General features: G+C 35.6%; 7 protein-coding genes. 6 read left to right on the forward strand and 1 reads right to left on the reverse strand.

The features are described from left to right. The first annotated feature begins 55 nt into the window (after nt 1-55). The 4 genes from rplL to ACIGAM_RS08455 all read left to right on the forward strand — a co-directional run bounded on the left by rplL (nt 56) and on the right by ACIGAM_RS08455 (nt 9,199). A complete protein-coding gene (gene rplL / locus ACIGAM_RS08440) occupies nt 56-430 on the forward strand; it encodes a 50S ribosomal protein L7/L12 (RefSeq protein ID WP_396511011.1) in 375 nt (124 codons plus the stop codon). A gap of 188 nt (nt 431-618) precedes the next feature. Beyond that, a complete protein-coding gene (gene rpoB, locus ACIGAM_RS08445) occupies nt 619-4,431 on the forward strand; it encodes a DNA-directed RNA polymerase subunit beta (RefSeq protein ID WP_396511012.1) in 3,813 nt (1,270 codons plus the stop codon). A gap of 86 nt (nt 4,432-4,517) precedes the next feature. Next, entirely contained in the window at nt 4,518-8,819 is a 4,302-nt protein-coding gene (gene rpoC, locus ACIGAM_RS08450) for a DNA-directed RNA polymerase subunit beta' (protein ID WP_396511013.1), read from the forward strand. Between the two features lie 65 nt (nt 8,820-8,884). Then, nucleotides 8,885-9,199 carry a DUF3467 domain-containing protein gene (locus ACIGAM_RS08455; protein WP_396511014.1) on the forward strand — a complete coding sequence of 105 codons (315 nt, stop codon included), beginning with the start codon at nt 8,885-8,887 and terminating at the stop codon, nt 9,197-9,199. A gap of 184 nt (nt 9,200-9,383) precedes the next feature. Here ACIGAM_RS08455 and ACIGAM_RS08460 read toward each other — a convergent pair whose 3' ends face one another. Further along, on the reverse strand, nt 9,384-10,982 hold the full coding sequence (locus ACIGAM_RS08460; RefSeq protein WP_396511015.1) for a peptide chain release factor 3: 1,599 nt from the start codon (nt 10,980-10,982) through the stop codon (nt 9,384-9,386). Between the two features lie 661 nt (nt 10,983-11,643). On the opposite strand from ACIGAM_RS08460, the gene ACIGAM_RS08465 reads away from it, so the two are divergent. After that, nucleotides 11,644-12,168 carry a hypothetical protein gene (locus ACIGAM_RS08465; RefSeq protein ID WP_396511016.1) on the forward strand — a complete coding sequence of 175 codons (525 nt, stop codon included), beginning with the start codon at nt 11,644-11,646 and terminating at the stop codon, nt 12,166-12,168. Between the two features lie 7 nt (nt 12,169-12,175). After that, nucleotides 12,176-16,091, forward strand: a 3,916-nt coding sequence (locus ACIGAM_RS08470) for an Ig-like domain-containing protein (RefSeq protein ID WP_396511017.1), incomplete at its 3' end; no start/stop codon positions are given.

Below are 16,091 nucleotides of genomic sequence, written 5' to 3' on the forward strand. Positions count from 1 at the left end.
AATTACGTACGCACAAATAATAATAATAGAATAATTTTTTTTTAAAACGATAGAAATGGCAGATTTAAAAGATTTCGCAGAACAACTAGTTAACTTAACTGTAAAAGAGGTAAATGAGTTAGCTACTATTTTAAAAGACGAGTATGGTATCGAGCCTGCAGCAGCTGCTGTAGCTATGGCTGGTCCTGCTGGTGGTGGTGATGATGCCGCTGAAGAGCAAACTGAATTTAATGTTATCCTTAAAGCAGCAGGTGGTTCTAAGCTTGCAGTAGTAAAACTAGTTAAGGAATTAACTGGTGCTGGTCTTAAAGAAGCAAAAGAATTAGTTGATAATGCTCCTAGTCCAATTAAAGAAGGTATCGCTAAAGATGAAGCTGAAGCTATTAAAGCTCAGTTAGAGGAAGCTGGTGCTGAAGTTGAGCTTAAGTAAGCTTAACTACTATAAATACAAGGGTTTAGGTCTTTTCGATTCGTCGAAATAGACCTAAACCATTTGTCGTATATAAGGTTTTCTTATAAATTACGACTATTATTGCTTTAGATTTCTTATGTTAAGAAATCAATAGATCTGATTTTTCAGATCTTCAATTTATTTTAATTAAATTCCGTTCGTTGAAGATGCAAGCAAAACAAGCTGAAAGACTGAATTTCTCATCGGTAAAGAACAGACCTGAGTATCCTGACTTTTTGGATATTCAGATTAAATCCTTTCAAGATTTCTTTCAATTAGAGACTAAGTCTGAAGAAAGAGGAAATGAAGGACTTTACAACACATTCCTAGAGAATTTCCCAATTACGGATACCCGTAACAACTTTGTACTAGAATTTTTGGATTACTTTGTTGATCCACCTAGATACTCTATTCAAGAATGTATCGAACGAGGCTTAACGTATAGTGTTCCATTAAAAGCCCGTTTAAAATTATACTGTACTGATGATGAGCACGAAGATTTCGAAACTATAGTACAAGATGTATATCTGGGTACTATACCATACATGACACCAAGTGGTACTTTTTGTATTAATGGGGCAGAGCGTGTGGTGGTTTCTCAATTACACCGTTCACCCGGTGTTTTCTTTGGCCAGTCTTTTCATGCTAATGGTACCAAGCTTTATTCAGCTCGAGTAATTCCTTTTAAGGGTTCTTGGATTGAATTTGCTACAGATATTAATAGTGTAATGTATGCTTACATTGATCGTAAGAAAAAATTACCTGTTACAACACTTTTCCGTGCAATTGGATTTGAACGTGATAAAGATATTCTTGAAATATTTGATCTTGCAGAAGAGGTTAAAGTTTCAAAAACCGGTCTTAAGAAATACTTAGGTCGCAAACTTGCAGCTCGTGTTCTTAATACCTGGCATGAAGATTTCGTTGATGAAGATACAGGTGAAGTTGTATCTATTGAACGTAATGAAATTGTTTTAGATCGTGATACAATTCTTGAAAAAGAACATGTAGATGAGATATTAGATGCGGGAGCTAAAACGATTCTTCTTCATAAAGAAGATAATCAATTAGGAGACTATGCGATTATTCACAATACGCTACAAAAAGATCCTACTAACTCAGAAAAAGAGGCAGTAGAACATATATACCGTCAACTACGTAATGCTGAGCCGCCAGATGAGGAAACTGCGCGTGGTATTATAGACAAATTATTCTTTAGTGATCAACGTTACAATTTAGGTGAGGTAGGTCGTTATAGAATGAATAAGAAGCTGGGTCTTGATATTGGTATGGATAAGCAAGTGCTAACCAAACAAGATATCATTACTATAGTTAAGTATTTGATTGAACTTATCAACTCTAAAGCAGAGATTGATGATATTGATCACCTTTCTAACCGTCGTGTACGTACAGTAGGAGAGCAATTGTCAACTCAATTTGGTGTTGGTCTTGCACGTATGGCTCGTACTATTCGAGAGCGAATGAATGTTCGTGATAACGAGGTGTTTACTCCTATTGATTTGATTAATGCGAAAACTCTTTCGTCTGTAATCAATTCATTTTTTGGAACAAACCAGTTATCTCAGTTTATGGATCAAACCAATCCTCTTGCAGAGATTACGCACAAGCGTCGTCTTTCAGCATTAGGACCCGGTGGTCTTTCTCGTGAGCGTGCAGGTTTTGAGGTACGAGATGTACATTATACACATTACGGTCGTCTTTGTCCTATTGAGACTCCTGAAGGACCAAACATTGGTTTGATTTCTTCTTTAGCAGTTTATGCTAAGGTTAACAATATGGGATTCATCGAGACTCCTTATCGTTCTGTTACTAATGGTAAAATTGATTTAGAAACTGAACCAAGATATCTAAGTGCAGAAGAAGAAGAAGGCATGTTGATTGCTCAGGCAAACAACCCTATGACTGATGATGGATCTATTACTGAAGAGAAAGTTATTGCTCGTATGGAGGGTGACTTCCCAGTTGTTGAACCTAATACAGTTCATTATGCCGATGTTTCTCCTAACCAGATTGCATCTATCTCAGCATCTCTTATTCCTTTCTTAGAACATGATGATGCTAACCGTGCATTGATGGGATCAAACATGATGCGTCAGGCAGTACCACTTTTAAGAGTAGATTCTCCTATTGTAGGAACAGGTCTTGAGCGTCAGGTAGCTTCTGATTCACGTGTATTGATAAATGCAGAGGGTGATGGTGAAGTAGAATACGTTGATGCAAATGAAATTACTATAAAATATGACCGTACCGAAGAAGAGCGTATGGTTAGTTTTGAAGGTGATAGCAAAACATATCAATTAATAAAATTCCGTAAGACAAACCAGAGTACTTCTATTAACCTTAAGCCTATTGTAAGTAGAGGTGATCGTGTTAAGAAGGGTCAGGTTCTATGTCAGGGATATGCTACCGAAGCCGGGGAACTAGCTTTAGGTCGTAACATGAAAGTAGCCTTTATGCCTTGGAAAGGGTATAACTTTGAGGATGCAATTGTGATCTCTGAAAAAGTAGTACGTGAAGATATATTTACATCAATTCACGTTGATGAGTATTCACTTGATGTGCGTGATACTAAATTAGGTAATGAAGAATTAACTAATGATATTCCTAACGTTTCTGAAGAGGCTACTAAAGACCTGGATGAAAACGGAATGATACGTATAGGTGCAGAGGTGAAGCCTGGAGATATTTTAATAGGTAAGATTACTCCAAAAGGGGAATCAGATCCTACTCCAGAAGAAAAACTTCTTCGTGCAATATTTGGTGATAAAGCAGGTGATGTTAAGGATGCTTCTTTAAAGGCTTCTCCTTCTCTAAGAGGGGTTGTTATTCAAAAGAAACTTTTTGCACGTGCTATTAAAGATAAGCGTAAAAGAGCAAAAGATAAAGAAGATATTTCTGCTCTAGAAGCTGAGTACGATCAGAAATTTGATGATCTTAAAGCAGTTTTAGTTGATAAGTTGTTTCATTTAGTAAATGGAAAAACAGCTCAAGGTGTTAAGAATGATTTAGGTGAAGAGATCCTTCCTAAAGGAAAGAAATTCACTTTAAAAATGCTTAATTCAGTTGAAGACTATACGCATTTAAATCAAGGTACCTGGACAACTGACGATACAACTAACGTTATGATCGCAGATTTGTTACACAACTACCGTATTAAAGAAAATGATCTACAAGGAAATTTACGTCGTGAGAAATTTACAATTTCAGTAGGTGATGAGTTACCTGCAGGAATTATAAAACTTGCTAAAGTATATGTTGCTAAAAAACGTAAACTTAAAGTAGGAGATAAAATGGCGGGTCGTCACGGTAATAAAGGTATTGTCGCACGTATTGTACGTGAAGAAGATATGCCTTTCTTAGAAGACGGAACACCGGTAGATATCGTATTAAATCCACTAGGGGTACCTTCTCGTATGAACATTGGTCAGATTTATGAAACGGTTCTTGGATGGGCGGGTCAAAAATTAGGTCGCAAGTATGCTACACCAATATTTGATGGGGCAACTTTAGATCAGATTAATGAACTTACCGATGAAGCTGGTATACCACGTTTTGGTCATACGTACTTATACGATGGTGGTACAGGAGAGCGTTTTGATCAAGCTGCAACAGTAGGTGTGATTTACATGCTTAAACTGGGTCACATGGTTGATGATAAGATGCACGCACGTTCAATAGGACCATACTCATTAATTACGCAACAACCGTTAGGGGGTAAAGCACAATTTGGTGGTCAGCGTTTTGGAGAGATGGAAGTTTGGGCGCTTGAGGCTTATGGAGCTTCAGCAACTTTACGTGAGATTCTAACTGTAAAATCTGATGATGTAATAGGAAGAGCTAAAACATACGAAAGTATTGTTAAGGGAGAGCCTATGCCAGAACCAGGATTACCAGAATCCTTTAACGTATTAATGCACGAGCTTAAGGGTCTAGGACTAGACATACGTCTAGAAGATTAGATATTTATAGGTTCCGCTTCTCAGGAAGCGGAACCTATTATAATGTCAAAGAAGTTTAAAAAGAATAATTTTCGACATAAGGTATTATGGCAAGAGATAATGATAAGAATGCAGTGAAGAGGTTTAATAAAATCTCTATTGGTCTTGCGTCTCCTGAAGCAATTTTGGCTGAATCGCGCGGAGAGGTGTTAAAACCAGAAACTATAAATTACCGTACACACAAACCAGAACGTGACGGTTTGTTCTGTGAGCGTATCTTTGGTCCTGTTAAGGATTATGAGTGTGCTTGTGGAAAGTACAAACGTATACGTTATAAGGGTATTGTATGTGACCGTTGTGGTGTTGAAGTTACAGAGAAGAAAGTACGTAGAGATCGCGTAGGTCACATCAATTTAGTTGTGCCTGTTGCACACATCTGGTACTTTAGAAGTTTGCCAAATAAAATAGGTTACATATTAGGTCTTCCGTCTAAGAAATTAGATATGATTATCTATTATGAGCGCTATGTAGTAATACAGCCAGGTATAGCTAAGAGTGAAGAAGGTGAAGATTTAAAGAAAATGGATTTCCTTACTGAAGAGGAATATTTAAATGTTCTTGAATCTATACCTCAAGAAAATATGTATCTAGATGATAGCGATCCTAATAAGTTTATCGCTAAAATGGGTGCAGAATGTTTAATTGAGCTTTTAAAGAGAATAAATCTTGATGAGCTGTCTTATGATCTACGTCATAAGGCTAACAATGAGACTTCAAAACAACGTAAAACGGAAGCATTAAAACGCCTTCAGGTAGTTGAGTCTTTACGAGATGCTAATAAAAATCGCGAGAATCTTCCAGAATGGATGATTATGAAAGTGATTCCTGTAATTCCACCAGAATTACGTCCATTAGTACCTCTTGATGGTGGTCGTTTTGCAACTTCAGATTTAAATGATCTATATCGTCGTGTTATTATTCGTAATAACCGTTTAAAGCGTTTGATGGAAATCAAAGCTCCGGAAGTTATTTTACGTAATGAGAAACGTATGCTCCAGGAAGCAGTTGACTCCTTATTTGATAACACACGTAAATCATCTGCAGTAAAAACAGATTCTAACAGACCATTAAAATCACTTTCAGATTCATTGAAAGGGAAGCAAGGTCGTTTCCGTCAAAACTTACTTGGTAAGCGAGTTGATTATTCTGCGCGTTCAGTAATTGTTGTAGGACCAGAATTAAAACTTTATGAGTGCGGTATTCCAAAAGATATGGCTGCCGAACTTTACAAGCCTTTCGTAATTAGAAAACTAATTGAGCGTGGTATTGTAAAGACTGTGAAGTCTGCTAAAAAAATTATAGATAAAAAAGAGCCGGTAGTTTGGGACATTCTTGAAAATGTACTTAAGGGACATCCAGTGTTGTTAAACCGTGCTCCTACACTTCACCGATTAGGTATACAGGCATTTCAGCCAAAACTTATTGAAGGTAAAGCAATACAATTACATCCATTAGTTTGTACAGCATTTAATGCCGATTTTGATGGGGATCAGATGGCAGTGCATTTACCATTAGGCCCAGAAGCAATTCTAGAGGCTCAGATGTTAATGCTTGCTTCAAACAACATTCTAAACCCTGCAAATGGTGCTCCAATTACAGTACCTTCTCAGGATATGGTACTTGGTCTTTATTATATGACTAAGGCGCGTAAGAGTACTCCTGAGCATCCTATATTAGGAGAAGGAATTACTTTTTATAGCCCAGAAGAAGTTGTAATTGCACATAATCAGAAGCGTGTTAATATTAACGCTATGATTAAAATACGTACTAAAGATTTTAATGAGGAAGGAAAATTAGTTTCTCAAATTATTGATAGTACTGTGGGACGTGTATTATTTAACGAGAGTGTTCCTGAAGAGGCAGGTTACATCAACGAAGTCTTGACTAAAAAGTCACTTAGAGATGTAATTGCTCGTATTTTAAAATTAACTAACGTTCCGCGTACTGCAGAATTCTTAGATAGTATTAAAACGCTAGGTTACACATTTGCATTTAGAGGTGGTCTTTCTTTCTCTCTTGGGGATATAATTATACCTAAAGAAAAGTATGAAATGATTGATGAGGCTAACACGCAGGTAGATGGTATTATGTCTAGCTACAATATGGGTCTTATCACAAACTCTGAACGTTACAATCAAGTTATTGATGTTTGGACGTCAACTAACGCCTCATTAACAGAGCTTGCTATGAAGCGTATTCGCGAAGATCAGCAAGGATTTAACTCTGTATATATGATGCTTGATTCTGGTGCGAGGGGTTCTAAAGAGCAGATTCGCCAGTTAACAGGTATGCGTGGTTTGATGGCTAAGCCTAAGAAGTCAAATGATGGAGGTGGTGCAATTATTGAAAACCCTATTCTTTCTAACTTTAAGGAAGGTCTTTCAATTCTTGAATACTTTATCTCTACTCACGGTGCGCGTAAGGGTCTTGCAGATACGGCTCTTAAAACAGCAGATGCGGGTTACTTAACACGTCGTCTAGTTGATGTTTCTCAAGATGTAATTATCAATAGTGAAGATTGTGATACTTTAAGAGGTGTTGAAGTTTCTGCTTTAAAGAAAAACGAAGAGATTGTTGAAACTTTAGAAGCTCGTATAATAGGTCGTATTGCATTAAATGATGTAATTAACCCATTAGATAGTGAGGTAATAGTTAAAGCTGGTGCAGAAATAACTGAAGAGTTGGCTGCAGAAATAACTAAAGCTCCTATTGAATCTGTAGAGGTGCGTTCTGCTTTAACTTGTGAAGCTACTAAAGGTATTTGTTCTAAATGTTATGGTCGTAACCTGGCAACCAATAAAATGGTTCAAATGGGTGAAGCTGTAGGTGTTGTTGCTGCTCAATCTATTGGTGAGCCTGGTACACAGCTTACACTTAGAACCTTCCACGTGGGGGGTATCGCAGGTAACATTTCTGAAGAAAATAAAGTTGTAGTTAAATTTAGCGGTCGTTTAGAAATAGAAGATCTTAAAACTGTAGAAGGTGAAGCTCCCGATGGATCAATTTCTCAAATTGTAATATCACGAACTTCAGAAGCTAAAATATTTGACAATAAAACAGGTATATTATTAAGTACTAATAACATTCCTTATGGTTCGCAACTATCTGCAAAAGACGGTGACCTTGTAACAAAAGGAGATGTTATTTGTAGCTGGGATCCATATAACGGGGTTATTATTTCTGAATTTGCTGGTAAGATTAAATATGAAAATATTGAACAAGGTCTTACTTATCAGGTAGAAACAGATGAGCAAACTGGTTTCCAGGAAAAAGTAATTTCAGAGTCTCGTAACAAACGAATGATTCCAACTTTACACATTATAGGTAAAAAAGACGAAATTATTCGTTCTTATAACCTACCTGTAGGAGCTCACTTAATGGTTGACGATGATGATAAAATTAAAATAGGTAAAATCTTAGTTAAGATACCTCGTAAATCTGCAAAAGCAGGTGATATTACAGGGGGTCTTCCTAGAGTTACTGAATTATTCGAAGCTCGTAATCCTTCTAATCCTGCTGTTGTAAGTGAGATTGATGGTGTTGTTTCCTTTGGTAAGATTAAAAGAGGTAACCGTGAGATTATTGTAGAATCTAAACTTGGTGAAGTTAAAAAATATCTTGTTAAGTTATCTAATCAGATTCTTGTTCAAGAAAATGATTTTGTAAGAGCTGGTATGCCATTATCTGATGGTTCTGTTACTCCAGAAGATATTTTATCTATTAAAGGTCCTTCTGCTGTACAACAATATCTTGTAAATGAAGTACAAGAAGTATATCGTTTACAAGGTGTGAAAATTAACGATAAGCATTTTGAAGTAGTAGTACGTCAAATGATGCGTAAAGTTAGAATTCAAGATCCGGGAGATACTATCTTCTTAGAAAATCAACTAGTTCATAAAGATGATTTCGTTACAGAAAACGATTCAATTTTTGGAATGAAAGTTATTGAAGAGGCTGGTGATTCTGCAACTCTTAAACCAGGACAAATAATTTCCCCACGTGATTTACGTGATGAAAATTCAATCTTAAGAAGAGAAGATAAAGTTCTAGCTACCGCACGTGACGTAGTTGCAGCAACTGCAACTCCAGTACTTCAGGGTATTACTAGAGCTTCACTTCAAACAAAATCATTTATATCTGCAGCATCGTTCCAAGAAACGACTAAGGTTCTTAACGAAGCAGCAGTAAGTGGTAAGATTGATGATTTAGAAGGTCTTAAAGAGAATGTAATTGTTGGACATAGAATTCCTGCAGGTACTGGTTTACGTAGATACGATAAAATTATCGTAGGAAGTAAACAAGAACTTGAAGAGCTTAATGCAGCTCGGGAAGAAGTAAATTTTAATTAATTTAACTGTATATATAAAAGCAGCTTCAGAAATGGAGCTGCTTTTTTTATTTAAACTATTTTATAATGGCAGAAGATGAAAATGCTCAAAACGCTCAATTAAATATTGAACTTGATGAAACAATTGCTCAGGGACAATATTCTAATCTAGCTATAATAAATCACTCGGTTTCTGAATTTGTAGTTGACTTTATAAATATTATGCCGGGTACACCTAAGAGTAAAGTAAAATCGCGAATAATATTAACGCCGCAACACGCAAAACGATTAGCTAAGGCTTTGCAAGAAAACGTGAAGAGGTTTGAAAAAGCTCACGGTGAGATTAAAGATTATGAGAAGCAACCCATACCTTTAAATTTTGGACCCACGGGCCAAGCTTAACAAAAAAAGCCTAGACAGTTATCTAGGCTTTTTTTGTTATAACAATAACTGATAATAAAAACAGTAACGATAGATATATATTATTTGCTAGAAATTTTTACGCTTTAAATAGCTTATTTGTGGGTGTTTCTTGAAAATATCAAGTGTTTACTTGCTACAAGGGTAATAATCGCTTAAAAGATATTTAAAATGATTGTTTGTATTCAGATACAAAATGAAGTTTAACATTAGGATATTTCTGTTGTGTCATTTGTAATGTAAAAGGGGAGTCTGCTAAAAATACCAGATGGCCTCTTTTATCTTTTGCCATGAATCGTTGTTTCACTCTAATAAATTCTTTAAACTCTTCACTCTTAATATCTTTAGGTTCTACCCAACATGCTTTGTGCACACTTAGTGGTTCATAAGTACATTTAGCTCCATACTCATGCTCTAAACGATATTGAATAACTTCATATTGCAGAGCACCAACTGTACCTATTACTTTTCGACCATTTAATTCAAGAGTAAATAGCTGAGCAACACCTTCATCCATTAGCTGGTCTATACCTTTTTCTAGCTGTTTAGACTTCATTGGGTCTGCGTTATTTATATATCTAAAGTGTTCAGGAGAGAAGGCTGGTATACCTTTATAATGAATTTCTTCACCTTCAGTTAAAGTGTCTCCTATTTTAAAATTTCCGGTATCGTGCAGTCCTACGATATCGCCAGGATAAGAAATATCTACGATTTCTTTCTTTTCGGCGAAAAATGCATTTGGACTTGAAAACTTTAGTTTTTTGCCATTTCTTACGTGTAAATAGGGTGTATTTCGTTCAAAAACACCAGAAACGATTTTTATAAATGCAAGGCGATCCCTATGTTTAGGGTCCATATTTGCGTGAATTTTAAAAACGAAACCAGTAAAGTCTTTTTCATCTGGTTTAACAATTCGCTCTTCGCTTTGTTTAGGTCTAGGTGTGGGAGCTATCGTTACAAAACAATCTAAAAGCTCTCTTACGCCAAAATTATTTAATGCTGAACCAAAAAATACGGGTTGTTGCTCTGCTGCGAGATAAGCTTCTTGATTAAATGAAGGGTAGACGCCTTCAACTAATTCTAATTCTTCTCTCAAATTTTTAGCAGGTTGTTCCCCTATAAGTTTATCTAATTCTTCAGTTTGTACATCTTTAATTTTGATGGTTTCTTCTATGTTTTTACGACTATCACCACTAAAAAGGTTAATATTTTTCTCCCAAATATTATAAATACCCTTAAAATCATAACCCATACCTATAGGAAAACTTAATGGTGTTACAGTAAGTGAAAGCTTTTGTTCTATTTCGTCTAAGAGTTCAAATGCATCTTTACCTTCGCGATCTAGTTTATTTACAAATACAATCATTGGTATTTTACGCATTCTACACACTTGTACAAGCTTTTCAGTTTGTTCCTCGACACCTTTTGCGACATCAATGACTACAATAACGCTATCAACTGCTGTAAGGGTTCTAAATGTGTCTTCAGCAAAATCTTTATGCCCTGGCGTATCTAATATGTTTATTTTAATGCCGTTATATTCAAATGCGAGTACAGACGTGGCTACAGAAATACCTCTTTGGCGTTCGATTTCCATAAAGTCACTAGTGGCTCCTTTTTTTATTTTGTTCGATTTGACAGCACCTGCTTCTTGAATAGCTCCACCAAATAATAAAAGTTTTTCGGTAAGTGTTGTCTTCCCGGCATCAGGATGTGAAATTATACCGAAAGTACGCCTGCGTGCTATTTCTTTTTTAACGTTCATCTTTAAAATTTAAGACCGCAAAGATAAGATTTGTTAAGCATTTACGTAGGTAATCATTTAACTCACTAATAATCTTTGAAATTTATTTTCAAAAGAAAAGATGAAAAATTTTTAGTTTGAATGAGATACTTTAGATGGTGATATTAAGACTATTTAGATCCAAATCATTTGAAAGTACAATAGTAATTTCAAAAGTTAGAAACTTTTAAAATACGCCAAATTAGAATTTATGTATTTAGATATTTAATGTTTGAAAAAGTCTATTTAATGTCTAAGAGTAAGTATTTAAGAAGATTAGAAGTGATATTTAAAACAAAATTTATATCTGAAAATTGCAAATTTGTAGGATATGTTTGATTAAATTCTTACTAAAAATAATAAATATGTGTCTTTTTACCGAGTAACGTGTATTACAACTAATATTGTTCGCCCGTAGATAAATTCACTTAATCGATTAATATATTTGTGCCACCCAACTTAATACGTTCATCACCCTATTTTTGAATATTTTTCAGAATGGGGCTTATTATATTGTTAGAGTATTAATGGGTTCTTCTCGTAAAGTAGGCTCTTATAATGTCTCTTGTTAAATTATAAAATTATTTACGATAGTTTAAAACGCTAAAGTAATCTATTACGTATATCTATATTTTGACCTACTATGAAAATTAAAATTTCAGTTTTTAATAACATGTTTGCCTTTGCAAACCTATCTCAATTTTTGCTAATTGCAGGGATTATGATGTTAAGCGGCGTTTCTTACGCTCAAGATGCTTCATCTGAAGGTCCAGGGCAATCTTCTGAGTTATTGACGATAGAATATACGCGTCAAGAAGGTGTTAGTATAACTACAAAACAGATAGATTATTTTGTGAAGCTGAAAAATTCTACTGTAAAAGTTGAAAATTTGAGTTTATCAGCAACATCTATAACATGTAATGAAGGTAGTTTGCCAAGTTCAGATGTTGAATTTGAATTATTATCATTAGAGGGGGTTGTGATATCTAAAATAGATATCGCTGCGGGTTCTGAGGCTAAATTTATTCTTAGAACTATCAAGAAAGATAATATAGAGAATAGCTCTTGGAGTTGTGTAGAAGTTATTGCTACACCTCAAGGGTCCAACGCTGATGCGGCATCAGTAATTATAAAACAGCTTAACCCGAACGCATCAAACTTCAAATAAAAACCTTATGAAAATAAAAATTACTCTCTCCCTTTTAGGGTTTCTTATTGTTGGTGGGATTTTTACAGGGCAGGCGCAGCTTAAGAATTCATTTGATGTGCGTTACTCTGAAACGTTGCGTGGTAATTTTACTACCATTGCAAATAATAATATGTCTAGAAATGCTACGGCAGCCTACACTGGTGAAAATGGCAACCATGATTTTGATGATAATGTCTATGTAGATATAGATTCAGATGTGACTACTTTTAATTCGAGTAGTGCGGCGTTAACTACTGTAGGTACTGGTTCTTGCGTTTCTATACGCAAGGTGTATTTGTATTGGACTGCAGGAGATAAAGAACCGGGTGATCGAAATTCTTCAGATAATCAACCTTCTTGGAATTACAATCAAGTTAAGTTGAAATTACCTAGACAAACGGCATATACTACGCTAACTGCTGATGAAGTTCTTTATAGAGGTCGTACGGAACATTTTTCTAATGATCCTTATGCTTGTGTAAAAGATATTACATCACTTGTTCAAGGTATTGGCGATTATACTGGTAGTTATACTGTAGCAAATGTTGAAGCAAAAACAGGAACGATCATAGGTCATCAAGGTGCTAATGGTGGCGATATCATTGGAGCTTCTGCCGGATGGCAGATTGTTGTCGTTTATGAAAACACCAATCTTCCTGCAAGAAATGTGACCATATTTGATGGTTTTGCTAATGTTACTCGTAATAATGGAGAGAATAATTACGATATACGTGTTGAAGGTTTTAGAACTATTCCTGTTGGGGCGGTAAATGCTGATGTTGTATTTGGAGCTTTAGAAGGTGATCGTGATTTAACTGGAGATAGATTGCAAATTAGAAATGCTTCTAATTCTTATACAGATATAAGTACAGCACTAAGACCTGCAGATAACTTTTTTAATAGTAGAATTACCAGATATGGTCAGGATGTGACCAATAGAGTTCCTGCAAGTACAAATACATTAGGTTTTGATGCAGGTGTTTTTACTCTTAATAATCCTAATAATAGTCTATTAGGTAATGATCAGACAAGTACGATTTTAAGGTTGACTTCTACTCAGGAGACTTACAGTTTATATATGGTGGGTCTCGCTGTTGAAGTGTATGAGCCAGAGCTTTCTCCTTTATTATTAACCACAAATTTAGGAGCTCAAAACGAATTAATTATTGATCAGACTGTTCGTGCAACTTTTCAGGTGAAGAACTATGGTAATGACGATATGAAAAATTTATCAATTTCATATGTAGTACCTTCCTCTGTAAATTATGTGCCCAATGCAAGTCTTCTTCCATCTGGCGTAACTGTTAATTATGTAGCAGGAACAAGAACGCTAAATTTTGGATTTGCAGATAATATAGTTGAAGTGGGTGATGCTGTTCTTTCTGTTGGTTTTGATTTGAAAGCATCTTCAGATTGTTCTTTAGCCGGAACTCAATTTAATCTTCAATTAAGTGCTAATTATAGAGGCGTAAAAAATAATACCCAAAAAACAACACTTTCATCTTCAGCATTATCAGGTGCGTGTCCTGTAGGAAACTTACAGCCATCACGTATTACTCTTGTTGCGAGTGGGGCGTGCAAGCCAACTGCGGTAAATGATAGCGCAAGTACACAAGTTGATAGTCCTTTAAATATTGACGTTGTTATCAATGATAATTTTGGTGGTGATGGTCCTGCTTCTCAGGCTATTGTGGTTACTAGCAATCCTTCAAATGGTACAGCGGTTGTAGATACTAATGGTACACCTAATGATCCTACTGATGATACTATTTTATATACACCAGCTTTAGGATATGTGGGTTCAGATTCTTTCACATATACAATAAAAGATGCAAATGGTGATACGAGTACAGCTACTGTTGACGTTACAGTATCTAATGTAATCGTTACTCCCCCGGGTCAGCGTAATTGTGATTGTGCTCCATTTTATCAAAATTCCAATTTTGTAAATCCGGTTAGAATATCTGGGACTAATCTTCAGCCGGGTGCTGTTTATAGGTTCTCAAATGTATTTACAGATAGTCCTTCTCCTATAGATGCACTTGTGAAAATCGTTAAATTTAATAACGGTGCTTCTTTATTAAATATAGATGTAGCTGGACAAGGTGTGCCTGCAAACTTTCAGCCACAAATTAAGAGTTCTACAAATGGTGATCAAAGTGTTGAGTTTGAAATCACATTTGTAACTGGTGGAGGGAATTATGGAAATGAGGTTGTTATTTCATTTTTTGGAACCCCCTTTGATATTGACGGAGATAGCCAAAGAACCCGTGAGTATGCAGAGTTAAGTTTACCTGATGCGTATTACCAATCGGCAGATACTCAGATTTCTATTCAAAGAAAAATAGGTTCTGTACGCGGTACAGCTATTAATCCTACTACTGCACCTGGAGGGGATATTTCTTCAGATGCTCGTTATACTTTTAGTAATTATTGGGAGGGCAAATCAAAACTTAATTATACAATAGGTAAAGAAAACGGTAATAGCGATAGGTATTATTCACTAGCTCTTAAAAATGCTAATTATGCAAATCCGCAATCTACTATAGTAACAGCTCCTGTTATCTGTGGTAATGTTTCTGATGAAGGTGGAGATCCTTTGAGAGGTGTAAAAGTAAATATTACTGGTACAGATGGAAGTTCTGCTACGTTGAGTACCGATGTAAATGGTAACTATAGATATCAAACTTCAATACCTTCAGCATTAGTAGATGTAACATATACGATTACTGAAACAGATCTTGAAAATTATGTAAGTATTAGTGATGCTGATGGTGGGCCTGATTTTAATAAAATTACTAGAGTTGTAAATTTAATGTCAACTTGTCAGAATAATTTTGTTGATGATGGAAGGCCTCTGGCTCAGGATGATGCGGCTCAGGCAAGTCCTTTAAGACCTATTCAACCGGTTAACATTAGAGTTCTTGAGAATGATATTTTTGGCCCAGATGGTCCATCAACAGGAACTATTACAATTGTATCTCAACCAGCAGTAGGTTCGGCAGTTGTTAATAACTCAGGTACTCCTAATGATCCAACAGATGATTTTATTACCTATAATCCTCCATTACTTAATTTAGTACCTGTTCAATTAAGCTATCAGATTTGTGATTCAGATGGAGATTGTGATACAGCAGTTGTTCGTATAGGAATTTTAGATGATTCACCAAGAGCTCAAGATGATCAATATACAGTTTCTGAAGACTCTCAAAATAATCCTCTTACTGTATTGGTAAATGATGATTTTGGTAATGATGGACCTGGTAGTTTATCTGTGGTTTCTGGCCCATCAAATGGAACGTTAACTCCAAATAATAATGGAACTCCGGGAGATTTAAGTGATGACTTTTTCACGTATACTCCTAATGCAGATTATTTTGGGAATGATTTATTTACGTATCAGATTTGTGATGCAGATTCGCCAATATCTTCTAGAGAGTGCTCAACGGCAACTGTTAGAATTTTAGTTGCTGCAGATCCTACTTTATCGGTGCAGCCTGTTCAGGTAGTTGAAGGACAGCCTCTTGAATTTGTTTTTACTATAAGTGATGTTTCTACAGAAGATGTAGTGATACAAGTAAATACTTCTGATGTTTCTGCGACTGCGGGATTAGATTATACAGCAGCAGTTAATCAGATTATTACAATTCCTGCAGGTCAATTGACAGCTAATTATGTTGTAAATTCTTTAGAGGATATAATATATGAGAACTCTGAAGTTTTCAACATTCAAGGAAGTGTTCAAACTAATAATACAAGAAATTTAACGGTTTCAACTACTGGAACAATCACCGACAATGACGGCGGAGCACCAACCATTACTATTGCAGATGTAACAGTAGCAGAAGGAGCAGATGCAGTCTTTGTAGTGACTTTAGATAAGCCAAGTTATGAGGATATCG

Source organism: Leeuwenhoekiella sp. NPDC079379, from assembly GCF_044542075.1.
GTDB lineage: Bacteria > Bacteroidota > Bacteroidia > Flavobacteriales > Flavobacteriaceae > Leeuwenhoekiella.

Coding starts and splice junctions, on each gene's coding strand:
- rplL (WP_396511011.1), top strand. CDS start 56: ATGGCAGATTTAAAAGATTTCGCAGAACAACTAGTTAACTTAACTGTA.
- rpoB (WP_396511012.1), top strand. CDS start 619: ATGCAAGCAAAACAAGCTGAAAGACTGAATTTCTCATCGGTAAAGAAC.
- rpoC (WP_396511013.1), top strand. CDS start 4,518: ATGGCAAGAGATAATGATAAGAATGCAGTGAAGAGGTTTAATAAAATC.
- ACIGAM_RS08455 (WP_396511014.1), top strand. CDS start 8,885: ATGGCAGAAGATGAAAATGCTCAAAACGCTCAATTAAATATTGAACTT.
- ACIGAM_RS08460 (WP_396511015.1), bottom strand. CDS start 10,982: ATGAACGTTAAAAAAGAAATAGCACGCAGGCGTACTTTCGGTATAATT.
- ACIGAM_RS08465 (WP_396511016.1), top strand. CDS start 11,644: ATGAAAATTAAAATTTCAGTTTTTAATAACATGTTTGCCTTTGCAAAC.